Annotated in this window: 13 protein-coding genes and 1 tRNA gene; 3 read left to right on the top strand and 11 right to left on the bottom strand. The window is 73.0% G+C overall.

The window, feature by feature from the left end; genetic code table 11:
• Positions 1–48 precede the first annotated feature (48 nt).
• From ACWC9T_RS16510 to ACWC9T_RS16530, 5 genes are all read right to left on the bottom strand, one after another.
• On the bottom strand, positions 49–1,608 hold the full coding sequence (locus ACWC9T_RS16510; RefSeq protein WP_449821745.1) for an amino acid permease: 1,560 nt from the start codon (positions 1,606–1,608) through the stop codon (positions 49–51).
• Between the two features lie 176 nt (positions 1,609–1,784).
• Positions 1,785–3,293 carry a penicillin-binding transpeptidase domain-containing protein gene (locus tag ACWC9T_RS16515; protein ID WP_449821746.1) on the bottom strand — a complete coding sequence of 503 codons (1,509 nt, stop codon included), beginning with the start codon at positions 3,291–3,293 and terminating at the stop codon, positions 1,785–1,787.
• Complete coding sequence (locus ACWC9T_RS16520; protein ID WP_449821747.1) at positions 3,293–4,639, bottom strand: FtsW/RodA/SpoVE family cell cycle protein; 1,347 nt, start codon at positions 4,637–4,639, stop codon at positions 3,293–3,295. The genes ACWC9T_RS16515 and ACWC9T_RS16520 overlap by 1 nt, the downstream gene beginning before the upstream one ends.
• Positions 4,640–4,819: 180 nt before the next feature.
• On the bottom strand, positions 4,820–5,503 hold the full coding sequence (locus ACWC9T_RS16525) for an ABC transporter (protein WP_449821748.1): 684 nt from the start codon (positions 5,501–5,503) through the stop codon (positions 4,820–4,822).
• Positions 5,500–6,360, bottom strand: a complete 861-nt coding sequence (locus tag ACWC9T_RS16530; RefSeq protein ID WP_449821784.1) for an ABC transporter ATP-binding protein — start codon at positions 6,358–6,360, stop codon at positions 5,500–5,502. The genes ACWC9T_RS16525 and ACWC9T_RS16530 overlap by 4 nt, the downstream gene beginning before the upstream one ends.
• A gap of 173 nt (positions 6,361–6,533) precedes the next feature.
• Between ACWC9T_RS16530 and ACWC9T_RS16535 the strand changes: the two genes are divergently transcribed.
• The 3 genes from ACWC9T_RS16535 to ACWC9T_RS16545 all read left to right on the top strand — a co-directional run bounded on the left by ACWC9T_RS16535 (position 6,534) and on the right by ACWC9T_RS16545 (position 9,336).
• Positions 6,534–7,856 (top strand): VWA domain-containing protein, encoded by a 1,323-nt coding sequence (locus tag ACWC9T_RS16535; RefSeq protein WP_449821749.1) that lies wholly within the window; start codon positions 6,534–6,536, stop codon positions 7,854–7,856.
• 2 nt (positions 7,857–7,858) lie between these two features.
• Entirely contained in the window at positions 7,859–8,722 is an 864-nt protein-coding gene (locus ACWC9T_RS16540) for a peptidase (RefSeq protein ID WP_449821750.1), read from the top strand.
• 173 nt (positions 8,723–8,895) lie between these two features.
• Positions 8,896–9,336: a universal stress protein gene (locus tag ACWC9T_RS16545; protein WP_449821751.1), complete on the top strand. Its 441-nt coding sequence runs from the start codon at positions 8,896–8,898 to the stop codon at positions 9,334–9,336.
• A 9-nt stretch (positions 9,337–9,345) separates the two neighbouring features.
• Here the strand turns inward: ACWC9T_RS16545 and ACWC9T_RS16550 are convergent, their stop codons facing one another.
• From ACWC9T_RS16550 to ACWC9T_RS16575, 6 genes are all read right to left on the bottom strand, one after another.
• On the bottom strand, positions 9,346–10,989 hold the full coding sequence (locus tag ACWC9T_RS16550) for a DUF2079 domain-containing protein (RefSeq protein WP_449821752.1): 1,644 nt from the start codon (positions 10,987–10,989) through the stop codon (positions 9,346–9,348).
• Positions 10,990–11,004: 15 nt separating this feature from the next.
• Positions 11,005–12,231 (bottom strand): glycosyltransferase 87 family protein, encoded by a 1,227-nt coding sequence (locus tag ACWC9T_RS16555; RefSeq protein WP_449821753.1) that lies wholly within the window; start codon positions 12,229–12,231, stop codon positions 11,005–11,007.
• 325 nt (positions 12,232–12,556) lie between these two features.
• Positions 12,557–12,630 (bottom strand) — tRNA-Ala (locus ACWC9T_RS16560).
• Between the two features lie 70 nt (positions 12,631–12,700).
• On the bottom strand, positions 12,701–13,702 hold the full coding sequence (gene sepX, locus ACWC9T_RS16565) for a divisome protein SepX/GlpR (protein WP_449821754.1): 1,002 nt from the start codon (positions 13,700–13,702) through the stop codon (positions 12,701–12,703).
• 149 nt (positions 13,703–13,851) lie between these two features.
• On the bottom strand, positions 13,852–14,478 hold the full coding sequence (locus ACWC9T_RS16570; protein WP_449821785.1) for a GNAT family N-acetyltransferase: 627 nt from the start codon (positions 14,476–14,478) through the stop codon (positions 13,852–13,854).
• Positions 14,475–14,978, bottom strand: a complete 504-nt coding sequence (locus tag ACWC9T_RS16575) for a MogA/MoaB family molybdenum cofactor biosynthesis protein (RefSeq protein WP_449821755.1) — start codon at positions 14,976–14,978, stop codon at positions 14,475–14,477. The genes ACWC9T_RS16570 and ACWC9T_RS16575 overlap by 4 nt, the downstream gene beginning before the upstream one ends.
• Positions 14,979–15,019 lie beyond the last annotated feature (41 nt).

A 15,019-nucleotide genomic window follows, 5' to 3' on the forward strand; every position in this document is an offset into this window, starting at 1 on the left:
CGGGTGTCGTACCGAGCGGCGGCCCTTCACGATTGGGTAACGACCTGGTCAGCCGGCGTTGGTGTCGACCGGGACGGCCTGCTGCTCGGCCTTCTCCAGCCGGGAGTGCTTGATGCTGTAGCCGAAGTAGACGACCACCGCGACGGCGAGGGCGATCGCCCCGGCCCGGAAGGTGTCGGCGTGCAGGCCCGTGATCAGGTAGATGCAGAAGCCGACGCTGAGCAGCGGGACGACCGGGTAGCCGGGGACCTTGAAGCCGCGCGGCAGGTCGGGCTGGGTGCGGCGCAGGACGATCACGCCGACCGAGACCACCGAGAAGGCGATGAGAGTGCCCAGACTGGTGATGTCGGCCAGGACGTCCAGCGGGATGAAGGCGGCCAGCGCGCCCACGCCGAGGCCCACCGCGAGGGTGTTCCAGACCGGGGTGCCGGTGCGCGGGGAGAGCTGGGCGAAGCGCTTGGGCAGCATGCCGTCGCGGCCCATCGAGTACAGGATGCGGGTCTGGCCGTAGATCACCACGAGGGTGATGCTGAAGATCGAGATGATCGCGCCGACCGCGAAGACCATCGCGGGCCAGCTCTGGCCGGTGATGTCCTGGAGGATCTGGGCGAGGCCGGCCTCCTGGCCGTCGAACTTGTTCCACTGCTGGGCGCCGATGCCGGCCAGCGCGACCAGGATGTAGAGCAGGGTCACCACGACCAGCGAGATGATGATCGCCATCGGCAGGGTGCGGCGCGGGTTCTTGACCTCCTCACCGGCGGTGGACACGGCGTCCAGGCCGATGAAGGAGAAGAAGATGCTGGACGCGGCGATCTGCACGCCGCCGATGCCGAGCGGCATGAACGGGGTCAGGTTGCCGGAGTGGAAGCCGGTGAGCGCGACGCCGATGAACAGCAGCAGGATCAGGATCTTGATCCCGACCATGACCGCGTTGACCTTCACCGACTCGCTGACGCCGCGGATCAGCAGGAAGCAGACCATCGCGACCAGCAGCAGCGCCGGCAGATTGAACCAGTGACCGCCACCGGGGGCGCCGGACAGCTGCTCGGGGATCTTGACCCCGAAGGCCAGGTCGAGGAACTTGTTGAGGTACTCGGCCCAGCTCACCGCGATCGCGGAGGCGGAGACGCCGTACTCCATCAGCAGGCAGATGCCGACGCCGAAGGCGACGCCCTCGCCGAGGGTGGCGTAGGCGTAGGAGTACGAGGAGCCGGAGACCGGGATCGCGGAGGCCATCTCGGCGTAGCAGAGCGCGGTGAGTCCGGCGGTGACCGCGGCGATCACGAAGGACAGGATGACGGCCGGGCCGGCCGCCGGGACCGCGGTGTTGAGCACGAAGAAGATGCCGGTGCCGATGGTGGCGCCGATGCCGATCGCGGACAGCTGCCAGAGCCCGATGGAGCGGCGCAGGTGGATGCCGGAGCGTCCGCCCTCCTCGGGCGCGCCCGCCGGAAGGCCGCTGCGGCCCTCGCTCTCCGCGATCAGGGTCGAGACGGGCTTGCGTCGCAGCAGACGCGCACCAAGGGTGTTGCTGGCCAAAACTGCGGTCCTTCTGGGCGAGGGAGGGTGTCCTAGCGAGCCGGTCACCCGGGCACCAAGGGGTGCCATCGGGACCAACCGAACAAACATGGGACAGTACCCCGCGAATGCACCAGTGTCGCAAACGAACAGTCTTGATCGGCGCATTGTACGAACCGGCGCACCACAGATAACAAACCAGACACTTCGCACACGGCGGACTTGCCGGACATCGGATAGAAGGCCAGGTCAGCGGCCATATCGGGTCAGCGGCCGAGCACCGCCCGCATCACCGCCCGGGCGATCGGCGCGGCCAGCGCGCCACCGGTGACGTCGGTGGCGTCACTGTCCGCGACCACCACCGCCACCGCGACCGGCGGCACCGCGTCCGAGCCGGCCGGCCTGGCCCAGGAGATGAACCAGGCGTACGGCGTCCCGCTGTTGTCCACCCCGTGCTGAGCGGTGCCGGTCTTGCCGCCGACCACCGCCCCGGCGATCCGGGCGTTGCCGCCGGCGCCGTTCTCCACCACGTCGGTCATCAGCTCCTGCACCTGCCCGGCCACCGCCGGGGTCAGCGCCCGTTTGTACACGGCCGGCTTCATCAGCTGCACCACGGTGCCGTCGCTCCTGGTCAGCTTGTCCACGAGCTGTGGACGCATCACCGTCCCGTTGTTGGCGACCCCGGCCGCGACCATCGCCATCACCAGCGGGGTGGCCGCGGTGTCGAACTGCCCGATCGAGGAGAGCGCCAGCTGCGACTGGTTCATCGCGGTGTCGAAGTTGGACCGGGCCGGGCGCACCGGCAGGTCCAGCTTCGGGTCGTTGAAGCCGAAGCCCTCGGCCGTGGCCACCATCCTCTCCAGCCCGGTCTGCACCCCGAGGTAGCCCATGACGCTGTTGCAGCTGGCGGTCATCGCGGCGTCCAGCGACTGGCCGGGCTCGTCACAGGCCGCGCTGTCGTTCACCAGCGGCGTGGTCGTCCCGGGCATCACGTACGGGAAGGGCGCCCCGGTCGGCGCGTTCGGGTCGGTGACCACCCCGCCGGCGAGCGCGGCCGCGGCCGTGACCACCTTGAAGGTCGAGCCCGGCGGGTAGGTCTGGCGCAGCGCCCGGTTGAGCATCGGCTGGTCGGTGTCGGCCTGCAGCCGGTTCCAGGCGGTCTGGTCGGCTTTGGTGGAGCCGGCGAAGCTGCCCGGGTCGTAGGAGGGCGTGCTGGCCAGCGCCAGGATCCGTCCGGTGGCCGGCTCGATCGCGGCCACCGCGCCCTTCTGCCCGCCGAGCCCGCGCATCGCGGCCTGCTGGGCGGCTTGGTCGATCGTGGTGTACACGTCCCCGCCGGGGTTCTGCCGACGGGCGATCGCGTCCCAGACCGACCAGCCGGTCAGCCGGCCGTCGGTGCCGGTCAGCAGGGCGTCCTCGGTGCCCTCCAGCTGGGTGTTGCCGTACGTCTGGGAGGCGAAGCCGGTGACGGCGGCGTAGGTCGGCCCGTCGGTGTAGGTGCGCTTGTACGCGTACCGGCCGCCGGTGGCCGCGGAGCCGGTGACGGTCTCGGCGCCGACCAGGATGTTCCCGCGCGGCTGGGCGTAGCGCTCGATGGCGAGCCGCTGGTTGGCGCTGTTGTGGTCGAGGTCCCCGGCCTCGAACACCTGCACCCGGGTGGCCTGCGCGCACAGCGCCACGACCAGCAGCAGACAGAAGGTGGCCGCCCGCCGCCCGGTGATCGAGATCCCGGGCAGCCCCTGCGGGCCGTTCCCCCTGAGCCGGATCCGCGCCATCAGCCCACCTCGGGTGTCGGCCGCCGGGCGTCGTCACTCATGCGCACCAGCAACGCGACGATGATCCAGTTGGTCACCACCGAGGAGCCGCCCTGGGCGATGAACGGCATGGTCATCCCGGTCAGCGGGATCAGCGCCAGCACCCCGCCCGCCACCACGAACACCTGCAGGCCGACGATCGCCGCCAGCCCGATCGCCAGCAGCCGCCCGAAGGGGTCGCGCAGCGCGATGCCGGTCCGGAAGCCGCGCGAGACCAGCACCGCGTACAGCAGGAACACCGCGATCAGCCCGGTCAGGCCGAGCTCCTCGCCGATGGTGGCGAGGATGAAGTCCGACTTGGCGGCGAAGCCGATCAGCACCGAGTGCCCGTTGCCCAGCCCGGTGCCCAGTTCGCCGCCCCAGGCGAAGGCGAACAGCGACTGGGCGATCTGGTTGGCACCCTTGCCCGCCGCGATCGAGCCCAGCGGGTCCAGCCAGTCCACCACCCGGCTGTGCACGTGCGGCGAGAGCCAGCCCACCGTCACCGCGCCGACCGCCGCCAGGCCCAGCCCGATCGCGATCCAGCCGGTGCGGGCGGTGGCCACGTAGAGCATCACCACGAACAGGCCGAAGAAGAGCAGCGAGGTACCGAGGTCGGTCTCCAGCACCAGCACCCCGACGAAGGCCGCCCAGATCATCAGCACCGGCCCGAGCACCCGCCCGCGCGGCAGTTTCCAGCGCCAGACCCGACGGCCGGTGAGCGCCAGCGCGTCCCGGTGCACCGCCAGGTAGGCGGCGAAGAAGACGGCCAGCAGGATCTTGGCGAGCTCTCCCGGCTGGAAGGAGAGCGGCCCGACGACGATCCAGATCCGCGAGCCGTACACCGGCGGGAAGAAGATCGGCAGCACCAGCAGGACCAGCGCCACCAGCGCCCCGACGTGGGCGTAGCGCTGCAGCCGCCGGTGGTCTCGCACCAGCAGCACCACGGCGATGAACAGCGCCACCCCCAGGCTCGACCAGAGCAGCTGGGTGGAGGCGGCGGCCCGGCCCGGGGTGGCCCGGTCGAGGCGGTGGATCACCACCAGCCCGATCCCGTTGAGCAGCACGGCGATCGGCAGCAACAGCGGGTCCGCGTACCGGGCCCGCCACCGGATGACGGCGTGCGCCACGAGGGCCAGCACACCCAGCACGGCGCCGGCCCCGTACGCGACCTCGGGGGCCGCGCCGGCCGGCGCCGTGCCGTCCAGGTTGACGCCGACCTCGACGTAGCCGAACACCGCCGCCAGGACGGCGGTCAGCACCAGCACCAGCTCGGTGGTGCGCCCGGTCGGCGCCGGCCGGGCGGGCCGCGCGGCGGATCTCGTCACGGCGGAGGGTGTCGCCACGGACCGTCCTGGGGGAGGCGGGGATGCCGATCGGGGCGGACCGGCACAGGGAGCCGGTGCGGCGGCGCCAGCGCCCTGGTTCGTCACCCTAACGAGCACTATCCATATTTATTGGCTCTTCGCCACGGTGTGTCCGCCATTGCCGGAATTCATCCGCAGGCCTCACTCCGCCCGCCGGCCGGCCAGGGCCGCCACCCCGGCCCCGGCCACGGCCAGCAGGGCGACGGAGAGCAGCAGTTCGACCCAGGGCACCGCGACCTGCCCGGTCCGCGCGGCGGTCACCAGTGCGCGCACCGCCGCGTTGGCCGGCGAGAACGGCACCACCAGCGCCAGCACGGACAACCCCAGCGCCGCCGGAATCCCGTACGGCGAGCGGCCCAGCACCGGACGGTTGCCCAGCGCCCCGGCCAGCACCCCCAGCAGCACACAGACCACCGAGGTCGACAGCCCCGCCAGCAGCGCCCGCGCGACGTCCGGATCCCGCTGCGCCCCCGGATCGGCCACCGCGCCGCTGACCCACCACAGCACCGTCACCTGGCCCACCGCCAGCACCAGAGCGGCCGTCAGCGCCGCCAGCAGCGCGCCCAGGTGCACCCGCACCGGACCCGCCACCGCGACCAGGCAGGCTCGCGAGGCCGGCGGCTCGGCGGTCAGCGCGCCGCGCACGTACCAGGCGCTCACCGGCAGCAGCACCCCCGCGCCGTAGCCCAGCCCGCCCAGCAGCGGATCGCCCGCCGTCACCCCGATCACCAGCAGCAGGGTGAACGTCAGGAAGGGCGGCAGCCAGGCGTGCGAGCGCAGCAGCAGCTCCAGGTGGTACCGGGTCAGTGCCCCGACCTGCCTCACCGCTCCTCCCCCCGTCGACGCACCGCCAGCACCCGTACGGCCGGGCGGCCGAGCAGCAGGCCGCGCAGCAGCGCGTCCGAGTGGGCGGCCGACACCGCCAGCCGCACCGCCGTCCCGTCCAGCGCGGTCAGCTCCGGCGCCCCGGGCAGCCGCTCCGGCAGCAGGACGCCCTCCGGGACGTCCACCTCGATCTCCATCACCGGTCCGCCCGCCGCCACCACCGGCCCATCGTCCACTGGCTCCTCCTCGGCCGGGCGCAGCTCGCCGTCCCCACCGACCCGGTAGGCGGCGCTGGTCCGCCCGGCCAGCCGGGCCGGGTCGTGGTCGACGAACAGCACCGTGCCGCCCGCCGCCGCCCGCTCGGCGGCCGCCTCGTCCAGCACCGCGCGGGCCTCCCGGTCCAGCCCGGTCCAGGCCTCGTCCAGCAGCAGCACCCGGGCCTCGGCGATCAGTGCCTGCGCCACCGCGACCTTCTGGCAGGTGCCCTTGGAGAGCCGGCTCAGCGGGGTGCCCGCCCGGTCCGCGATGCCGAACCGCTCCAGCCACTCCCCGGCCCGCCGCCGCGCCGCCTCCGCCGACAGCCCGTGCACCCGGCCCACCCGCAGCAGGTACGAGGCGGCGTCGAACGGCAGCGCCGGCGGGAAGCGCTCCGGCACGTACGCCGCGGCCCCGGGCCGCACCACCCGGCCGGTGCTCGGCCGCTCGATCCCGGCCGCCAGCCGCAGCAGCGTCGACTTGCCGCTGCCGTTCGTCCCGGCGATCCGCACCAGTTCCCCCGGCCCGACGGCCAGATCGACGTCGCGCAGGATCCACCGTCCGCCCCGCCCGTACCGCTTGCCGACCGCGGTCAGCTCCATCACGCCTCGCCTCCGTCCGAACCGTGCTGAAGGCTATCCATCGCGGATAAGGCCGACGTGAGCACAGCGCTCCGTAATCCCTCTCCACACCCCGGAGTTCACCCCGGGGCGGGCAGGTGCACCGTCCGGTCTCGTTTGGCCTTGACGAACTGATGATCCCTAGGATCTGGCGCGTGACTACCGGACGACGACCGAAGACCAGGCTCGGCAGCCTGCTGGCCGCCCTGGCGATAACGGGCGCCTCGCTGCTCCTCGGCCTGCCCGCCCACGCCGACGAACCATCAGCCGGCGCCCCACCCGCGCCCAAGGAGGCCCCCAGGGTCGACCTCATCCTGGACGTCAGCGGATCCATGACCGCCACCGACATCCAGGGCAAGAGCCGCATCTCGGTGGCCCAGAACTCGCTGAACGAGGTGATCGACGCGCTGCCCGCGGAGACCGAGTTCGGCATCCGCACCCTCGGCGCCACCTACCCCGGCAACGACAAGACCATCGGCTGCCAGGACACCAAGCAGCTCTTCCCCGTCGGCAAGACCAACAAGGTCGAGGCCAAGACCGCGGTCGCCACCCTGCGCCCCACCGGCTGGACCCCGATCGGCCTGGCCCTGCGCGGCGCGGCCCAGGACCTCGGCAAGGGTGACGCCACCCGCCGGATCGTCCTCATCACCGACGGCGAGGACGACTGCGCCCCGCCGGACCCGTGCGACGTGGCCCGCGAACTCGCCGCCCAGGGCATCCACCTGGTGGTCGACACCCTCGGCCTGGCGCACGACGACAAGACCCGCCAGCAGCTGCTCTGCATCGCCAACGCGACCGGCGGCACCTACACCGACGTCCGCACCCCGCAGCAGCTCACCGACAAGGTGAAGCAGCTGATCGACCGCAGCGACGACACCTACACCGTCAACCCGGTCAAGACCTCCGGCACCGACAAGTGCGAGAGCGCCCCGGTGCTCACGCCCGGCGTCTACAGCGACCGTGAGAAGTTCTCCGAGCACCGCGTCTACAAGGTCCCGGTCAAGGCGGGCCAGGAGCTGCGCGCCTCGGTCAGCGTGGCGCTCGACCGCGCGGTAAACCGCGACTACGGCGTCCTGCTGCAGGCCACCAGCGCCACCGGCCAGGAACTCGTCCGCGGCACCGACGCCGGCAGCACCCGCACGGACGTGATCTCCACCGGTCTGCGCTGGTCCACCAACGACTCCAAGGGCTACGTCACGGCGAGCCCGACCTCCTCGTCCAAGGACAAGCCGGACACCACCGTCTGCCTGGTCGTCAGCAACTCGCTGGCCCCGCAGGCCGGTGTGCACACCGACCCCGGCATGCCGCTGGAGCTGACCGTGGACCTGGCCTCCTCCTCGTCCGCCCCCGAGGGCGCCGCGATGGGCCTCGGCCGCGGCTGGATCCTGCTACTCACCCTCACCCTGGCCGGCCTGGCCTTCGGCCTGGTCTCCGGCTGGATCGCACGCTGGCGCATCGCCGTCTGGCGGGAGAACTGACCATGCGTACGACGATCCGCGGCGCCCTCGCCGCCCTCGCCCTGCTGCCCGCCCTCGCGCTGGGCGCCCCGGCCGCCTCCGCCGCGCCGTCGCCCTCGGCGAGCGCGAGCGGCACCCCGGCCCCGGCGACCAAGGCCGGGACCTCCTTCCTGACCGCGGTCAACCTCTCCCCCGGCCAGGACGCCAACGTCGCCGCCTCCACCGGCGACTACCTGTACTGGGCGTTCGGCGCCGCCGAGGGCCAGACCCCGACGATCAACCTGACCGTCAACCTGGCCCCGGCGACCGACCGGCACGGCCCGCAGACCTGGACCGTCGAGGTCTTCGACGGGCTGCGCCGCCGCCAGGCCTGCACCGCCGGCACCCAGAACGCCACCGGCGACCAGAACACCACCACCCTGACGCTCGACTGCACCCTGCGCGAGGTCCGCACCTGGGCCGAGCCGTGGTCCGGCGACCCGCTGCCCGGCACCTACTACGTCCGGCTCTCGGTCACCGACGCCCCGCAGCCCGACCTCGGCCTGGCTGCCAACGCCCAGCTGCACGTCAGCTCCAAGGGCAACGCGGACAACGCCCAGCCGGAGGGCGGCGAGCTCAAGGCCCCGCTGGTCCCGCCGGTCGACGGCGGCGCGAGCACCGCCAAGGCGGCGGCCCCGGTGGCCCAGAAGGAGCACTGGTACACCGGCTGGTTCTCCGGCTGGAACAGCCGCTGGTACTGGACCGTCGGCGGCGGCTTCCTGGCCGCGCTGGCCGGAGTCCTCGGCTACCACCTGACCCGGCACCCGCGCGGCCGGCGCCCCGGTCACTACGGCGCCGTCCCGCCCCAGGGCTCGCACCAGCACGGCTCCTACGCCGACCGCCCGTAACGAGCCCGTTCGAGCGAGGGCCGGCCGGAGACTGTTCCGGCCGGCCCTCGGTGACTCCCCCCTTCGCCTCCGGGTGCTCCGACCCGCTGCCGACGGTCGTCGCTCCGGCGCTCGTGCCTTTCGGCAGCGGCGCGCCCTTCGGCTCGGGGGGGCAGGTCTGCGACGATGAGGGCATGCAGCCGCACGGCCGGATCGTGGTCGGTGTGGACGGCTCCGGGCCCGCCCGCGCGGCCGTCCGCTGGGCAGCCCGCCTGGCGGGCCTCACCGGCGGCCCGCTGGAGGCGGTGGCCGTCTGGGACTTCCCCTTCCTCTACGGCGAGCACGGCCTCGTCCCGCCCGCCCTGGACGGCTTCGGGCCCGAGCGGCGCGCCGCCGCCATCCTCGCCGAGACGGCCCGACTCGCCGAGGCCGCCGCCGACCGCGCCGTCCCGCTCCGCCGCCACCTCAAGGCCGGGCCACCCGGCCCCGCCCTGGTCGCCGCCGCGACCGGCGCCGCCCTGCTGGTCCTCGGCAACCGCGGCCACTCCACCCCGCCGGACACCCCGCTCGGCACCGTCGCCCAGTACTGCCTGCACCACGCGCCCTGCCCCGTGGTCATCGTCCGGGAGACCTGAGCGCAGCCGTCAGCCCTTGAACAGGTTGTGCCCCACGTCGGACGGCACCTCGTCCTGGACCGGCTTGCTGCCCGGCCCGGGCACGTGCTCGCCGGGCACCGGCTCGCCGCCCTCGCGGTGCAGCAGCACCACCCCGTCCTCGGCCCAGAGCTGCCGGTAGCCGTGCGCCAGCAGCAGCTGGATCCGGTCGGCCTGCTCCTTGTCCGTCTTGAACGGGAAGGACCGCTTGTCGGAACGGGTGAGCACGTACTCGCGCCCGCGCGGCGTCCCGTCCACCAGCACCACGTCCGCCCGGGCGGTCAGCCTCGGCGCGATCTGGTTGTCCGCCTCCACCGAGGCCCCGTCCGGGATCAGCGCGGCGGCCCGGACCAGCGCCGCCTCGCTCGCCTTGGGCTCCCAGGAGGACGGCACCGCGAGCTGCAGCAGCCCGATCGGTACGGCCGCCACCAGCGCCACCCCGGCCGTGCCCAGGCCCAGCAGCCGGGCCCGCCGCCGGGTGGGCTCGGGCCGCTCGGTGCTGCTCAGCCGGCCCAGCACCTCGATCGTCGCGGTCAGCAGGATCGGCCAGAGCATCGAGTCGTAGTGCCGGGCGATCGACCAGTGGTTGGGGTTGCTGGAGAGGATCCGCTCGGCCAGCAGCGGCAGCGCGCACAGCGCGGTGGCGGAGCGCAGCGGCAGCAAGAACATCGTGCCGAACAGCCAGAGCAGCAGCAGTGGCTTGAGCGGCTGGTCGAACGCGGTCTGCACCAGCAGGAACGGGTTGTGCAGCAGGTGCTTGAGCGCGTCGCCGCCGTCGGCGCCGAGCGCCGCGTAGTTCCAGTAGTAGCCCGGCTCCCCGCCCATCACCGGGATCAGCCACTTGATCGCCACCGCCGCGGCGAGCGGCCCGCCCAGCAGCAGCCCGAGCCCGGTGAAGCGACCGGCGCTGTCCCCGGTACGGCGGGTGCGCAACAGCAGCACCAGGCCGTACGCGCCGACCATGAGGCCCATGTCCTCCTTGGTGCAGCACAGCAGCACCGCGGCGAGCACCACCGTGGCGTACCGGCGGGCCAGGCCGCGCTCCAGCATCAGCAGGGTGAGCGGGACGGCGAACGCCACCTCGTGGAAACCGACCCGGGCGGCGACCAGCAGCGGCCAGCCGAGCGCGTAGACCAGCCCGGCCAGGTCGGCCGCCCGCCGGGCGGTGCGCGGCTCGGCGGCGGCGAAGCAGTGCGCGGCGATCCGCCGGATCAACGGCACCCCGAGCGCGAACAGCAGCGCCTGCCCGATGATCAGCGAGCGCGGGTCGTCCCAGATCCAGTAGAGCGGGGCGAGCAGCGCCAGTACCGGGGAGAAGTGGTCGCCCAGCAGGGAGAACCCGGGCGGGAACTCGTGGTGGTAGCTCTTCAGCGTCGAGACCGGCAGCCCGAAGTGGGCGTAGCCGCGCACCCCCTGGTCGAAGATGCCGAGGTCGAAGCCGCCGAGCGAGACGGAGGCCCAGCCCTGCAGGCCGATGGCGCACACCACCGCGAAGCAGAGCACGCTGAGCAGCACGGTACGGCGGGCCGGCGAGCCCAGGGCGGCGGCCGCTGGCGAGCCCAGGGCGGCGGCCGCCCGGCGGGCGACGGGTACGGCGGCCCGGGGTGGTGACGGGGTTGCGGTCTGGGTGGTCACGTCGACTCTGATCCGTCAGGTCCGATTGGTCAGGGCGGGATCACGGTCGGGCTCGGCGCCCCGGACAGGCCCCAGCAGCGCCCAAGCGCCGGCCGAGGCGTCGACGGCCTCGCGCCAGGCGCGGTAGAGCCGCAGTCCGACGACGGCCAGCACGGCGATGCCGAGCGGCGGGTAGACCGAGCCGGGCAGCTGCCAGTACCAGGCGACCCCGCGGCCCCAGCGGTGCGGGACCGTCCACATCACGTGGGAGAGGAACACCAGCAGCGTCACGGCCAGCAGCGCCTGCCGGGCCCTGGTCCTGGCCTCCACCACGAGCAGGGCGATCAGCGGGATGCACCAGACCCAGTGGTGGGTCCAGCTGATCGGGGAGACCAGCAGCGCGGTGAAGGCCGCGCAGACGGCGCCCCAGGCGTCGGCCCGGCGCAGCACCCGGGCGGAGCGCCCGGCCAGCACGGCCACCCCGAGCCCGAGCGCACCGACCAGCGCGGAGGCGATCACCCCGACCAGGCCGGGGTCGTTGACGTCGAGCAGCCGGCAGACGGCCCCGCGCAGCGACTGGTTGTCCACCAGGACGGTGACTCCGACCCGGCTCGGGTCCCAGAGGTAGGTGCTCCAGAACCCGTACGAGGCTTCCGGCAGCGCGATCCAGCCGATCAGGCCGGCGCCCAGGAAGGTGCCGATCGAGACCAGGCCGGCCCGGACCCGCCCGGTCAGGAGCAGGTAGACGGCGAACAGGCCGGGGGTGATCTTGATGGCGGTGGCGAGCCCGATGCCCACGCCCTTGAACCGGCTGCGGTCCGAGCGGGTCAGGTCCCACAGCACCAGACAGAGGATGCCGAGGTTGACCTGGCCGTACTGGAAGGTGGTGTACACCGGCTCCAGCCAGACGCCGAGGCCGGCCGCGAGGATCACGGCGGCCGGGCGGGTGCGCCGGGGCCAGCCGGCCAGCCGGAGGGAGAGGTGGACGGCCAGGGCGAGCAGCGCGTAGTTGAGAAGCATCACCAGGACGCGCAGGGCGCTCACGTCGAACCAGGTGCTCGGGACGAACAGCATCGCGGCGAACGGCGGGTAGGTGGCCGGCAGGTCCCAGCCGGGCAGCCGCATCGCGTACAGGTCCTGGCCGTTCACCACGGCCTGGCCCTCGGCCCGGTAGACCAGCATGTCGACCATGGTCGCCCCGTGCAGGTGCCGCACCAGGACGAACGCCGCCAGCGACACCGCCGCCGCGCAGGCCGCCGCCACGGTCCAGGAATTCGGTCTTCCGGGTGCCGGGCCGCCGGGCCCCTCCGGGTCCGCCTCTCGCGTCCACCGTTTCAGACCGAACTCGCGCACCGCGATGGCACCCCGTTGAGATAGACCAGATCGTTCCCTCGTCAGCGTCTGGGCCCAACCACCATAACCGACCCCTCTGAGACCCAAACGACGTCAGTTTCCGCCCCCCGGGAAGGTCCTGTGACCTCCACCACTGCCGGTGCTCGGATCGGTTTCGGAGCCGCAAAACGCGAAATCCCGCCGGGAGTTGACTCCCGGCGGGATTTGGTGGACCGACCGGAGTCGATCCGTTGGGTGGAGCTGAGGGGATTCGAACCCCTGACCCCCTCGATGCGAACGAGGTGCGCTACCGGACTGCGCCACAGCCCCAACGAGAAGAAACTCTAGCACCTTTCGGAGGGGGTCTGTGACCACCCTCCTGGTCGGAGGGTGGTCACGGTCATTCGTTGGCCGCGCGGGGGCGGGTCTCCGGGGCCGGGGCCTCGGCGTACTGGTCGAACAGCGGGGTGTTGCGGGACTCGGTCGGGCGACCGGCGGTCCAGGTGCCCGGGGCCGACAGGTCGAGGCCGCGGGAGACCCGGGGGGCGACCGGCGCGGTGACATAGGTCGGCAGCGGGACGGGCACCGGCTCCCAGGAGTCCGGGCCGGCCGCACCGCGCTCGCGCATGCCGTCGACCCACTCCTCGTGCTCGGTCGCCTCGGCCACCGCGGAGGCGGACACCGGGACGGTGGCCTCCTCGGGGTCGGCGGCCAGCCGCAGGTGCGGGCGACGGCCGGGCCGCTGCTCGGCGGGCGCGGCCGGGGCCGGCTCCGCGTCGACGGGGACCTCGGCCGGGGCGTGCCCGGCCGCCGGGGCCTCGGCCCGCTGCTGCTCGCGCCGCCGCAGCTGCTCGGCCGCCTGGGCGGCCCGGGCGCGGTCCAGTTTCACCTCGTACCGCTGGCGCTCCAGCTTGCGCAGGTGGCCGATGTAGAGGGTGAGGAGGACCGCCGGGATCGCCGGGACCCAGAGGAAGGCCAGCCCGGCCACCGCCGCGACCACGGCGCCGAGCGCGAAGGCGAGGAAGAGGGCGGTGACCATTCGGCGCCGGCGGGCCAGCAGCCGCGCCCGGCGCTCGACACCGGCCGGCCGCGCGGGCGCCGGGCGTTCGCCCGGACGATCCGCGGGGGGTTCGGGCTCCCGCGCGGCGGGGTCGTCGGAGGCGGCCTCGTCCCTCGCGGGAGGACCGTCGTTGCTGTGCTCGTCGTCACGCGCTTCGTCGCCCAGGGCCCGGGCTGCCCGCCGCTCCAGCGCCGAACGCCCGGCCAGCAGGCGGATGGCGGTGCTGAAGCGTTCCGTCGGGCGCGCCTCGTTGAGTTCGTCCTGCCTGCGGAGCCACATCGGCACCAGATAGGCGGCCCAGGCCCCTACGATGACGGCGTAGATAAGGCCGCTACTGCTCACGATTCACACCGTACGGGCGCCGGGAAGGCCTGGCAGCAATTTGGCGCGGCGTGTCGTGTGATCAAGCTGATTCTCCGACTATTTTGCTGGCATTTGTGGCGGTCCGCCACCGCGCCGATGCCATATCGATATTTCTTTCGAACATATATTCAATTACCTGGGTTGCGCTCAGAACTGAGTGCCCGCCATCGCTCCAGCATCCCCTCCGGGACCTCCTCGGCGGTCAGGGCGTAGACCAAGTGGTCCCGCCAGTCGCCGTCGATGTGGAGATAGCGCGGGCGGATTCCCTCCGAGCGGAAGCCCAGCTTTTCCACCACCCGTCGGCTCGGGCCGTTCTCCGGGCGGATGCAGACCTCGATCCGGTGCAGCCCGAGTGCGTGGAAGCAGTAGTTCACCGAAAGCGCCACGGCGGTCGGCATGATGCCCCGGCCGGCCACCGCCTCGTCGATCCAGTACCCGACGTTGGCCGAGCACATCGAACCCCAGGTGATCCCGCCGACGGTCAACTGCCCCACCAGCTGGCCCTTGTAGAGCACCACGAAGGGCAGCATCCGGCCGGCCGAGGCCTCGTGGCGCAGGAAGCGGACCATCTGCCGGTACGTCGGGCGGGGCCCGGCCGCCCGGCCCGGCGCGCCGGGCGGCACGGTGGCCTCCCACCGCCGCAGCCAGTCCCGGTTGCGGCGGCTCACCTCCTGCCACTCGCGCTGGTCACGGGCCCGGATCGGGCGCAGCGTGACCTCCCCCTCGTGGAGTTCTACCGGCCAGCCGGCGTTCAGTGCGCTCTCCCGGAAGCTGGTGCGTCGGGCCGTGGGTGGTCTCCGCCGCCGAGTTGGTCGACGGCATGGGCGAGCAGCGGCTCCAGGACGGCCAGGCCGTCCTGGACGCCGCCGGTCGAGCCCGGCAGGTTGACGATCAGGGTACGTCCGGCGAGCCCGGCGAGCCCGCGGGAGAGTACTGCGGTCGGCACCTTGTCGCGGCCGTAGGCACGGATGGCCTCGGCGATGCCGGGGATCTGGCGGTCGATCACCCGGGCGGTCATCTCGGGGGTGAGGTCCATCGGCGAGATGCCGGTGCCGCCGGTGGTCAGCACCACGTCGTACCCGGCGGCGACGGCCTCGCGCAGGACGGCCTCCACCGGCTCGCCGTCCGGGACGACCCGGGGGCCGTCGGCGGTGAAGCCCATCGCGGTCAGGCCGGCCACCAGCAGCGGACCGCCCTTGTCCTCGTAGACCCCGGCCGAGGCCCGGTTGGAGACGGTCACGGCAAGAGCCTTCATGCGCCCACCTCGCTTCGCTCGGCAGGGGCGTTCGTCCACCC

Source organism: Kitasatospora sp. NPDC001159, from assembly GCF_053598235.1.

What these genes read in the sequence shown, in the direction of transcription:
- ACWC9T_RS16575 (WP_449821755.1), bottom strand. Translation starts at nt 14,978, where the DNA reads ATGAAGGCTCTTGCCGTGACCGTCTCCAACCGGGCCTCGGCCGGGGTC.
- ACWC9T_RS16515 (WP_449821746.1), bottom strand. Translation starts at nt 3,293, where the DNA reads ATGGCGCGGATCCGGCTCAGGGGGAACGGCCCGCAGGGGCTGCCCGGG.
- ACWC9T_RS16545 (WP_449821751.1), top strand. Translation starts at nt 8,896, where the DNA reads ATGCAGCCGCACGGCCGGATCGTGGTCGGTGTGGACGGCTCCGGGCCC.
- ACWC9T_RS16540 (WP_449821750.1), top strand. Translation starts at nt 7,859, where the DNA reads ATGCGTACGACGATCCGCGGCGCCCTCGCCGCCCTCGCCCTGCTGCCC.
- ACWC9T_RS16530 (WP_449821784.1), bottom strand. Translation starts at nt 6,360, where the DNA reads ATGGAGCTGACCGCGGTCGGCAAGCGGTACGGGCGGGGCGGACGGTGG.
- ACWC9T_RS16510 (WP_449821745.1), bottom strand. Translation starts at nt 1,608, where the DNA reads ATGGCACCCCTTGGTGCCCGGGTGACCGGCTCGCTAGGACACCCTCCC.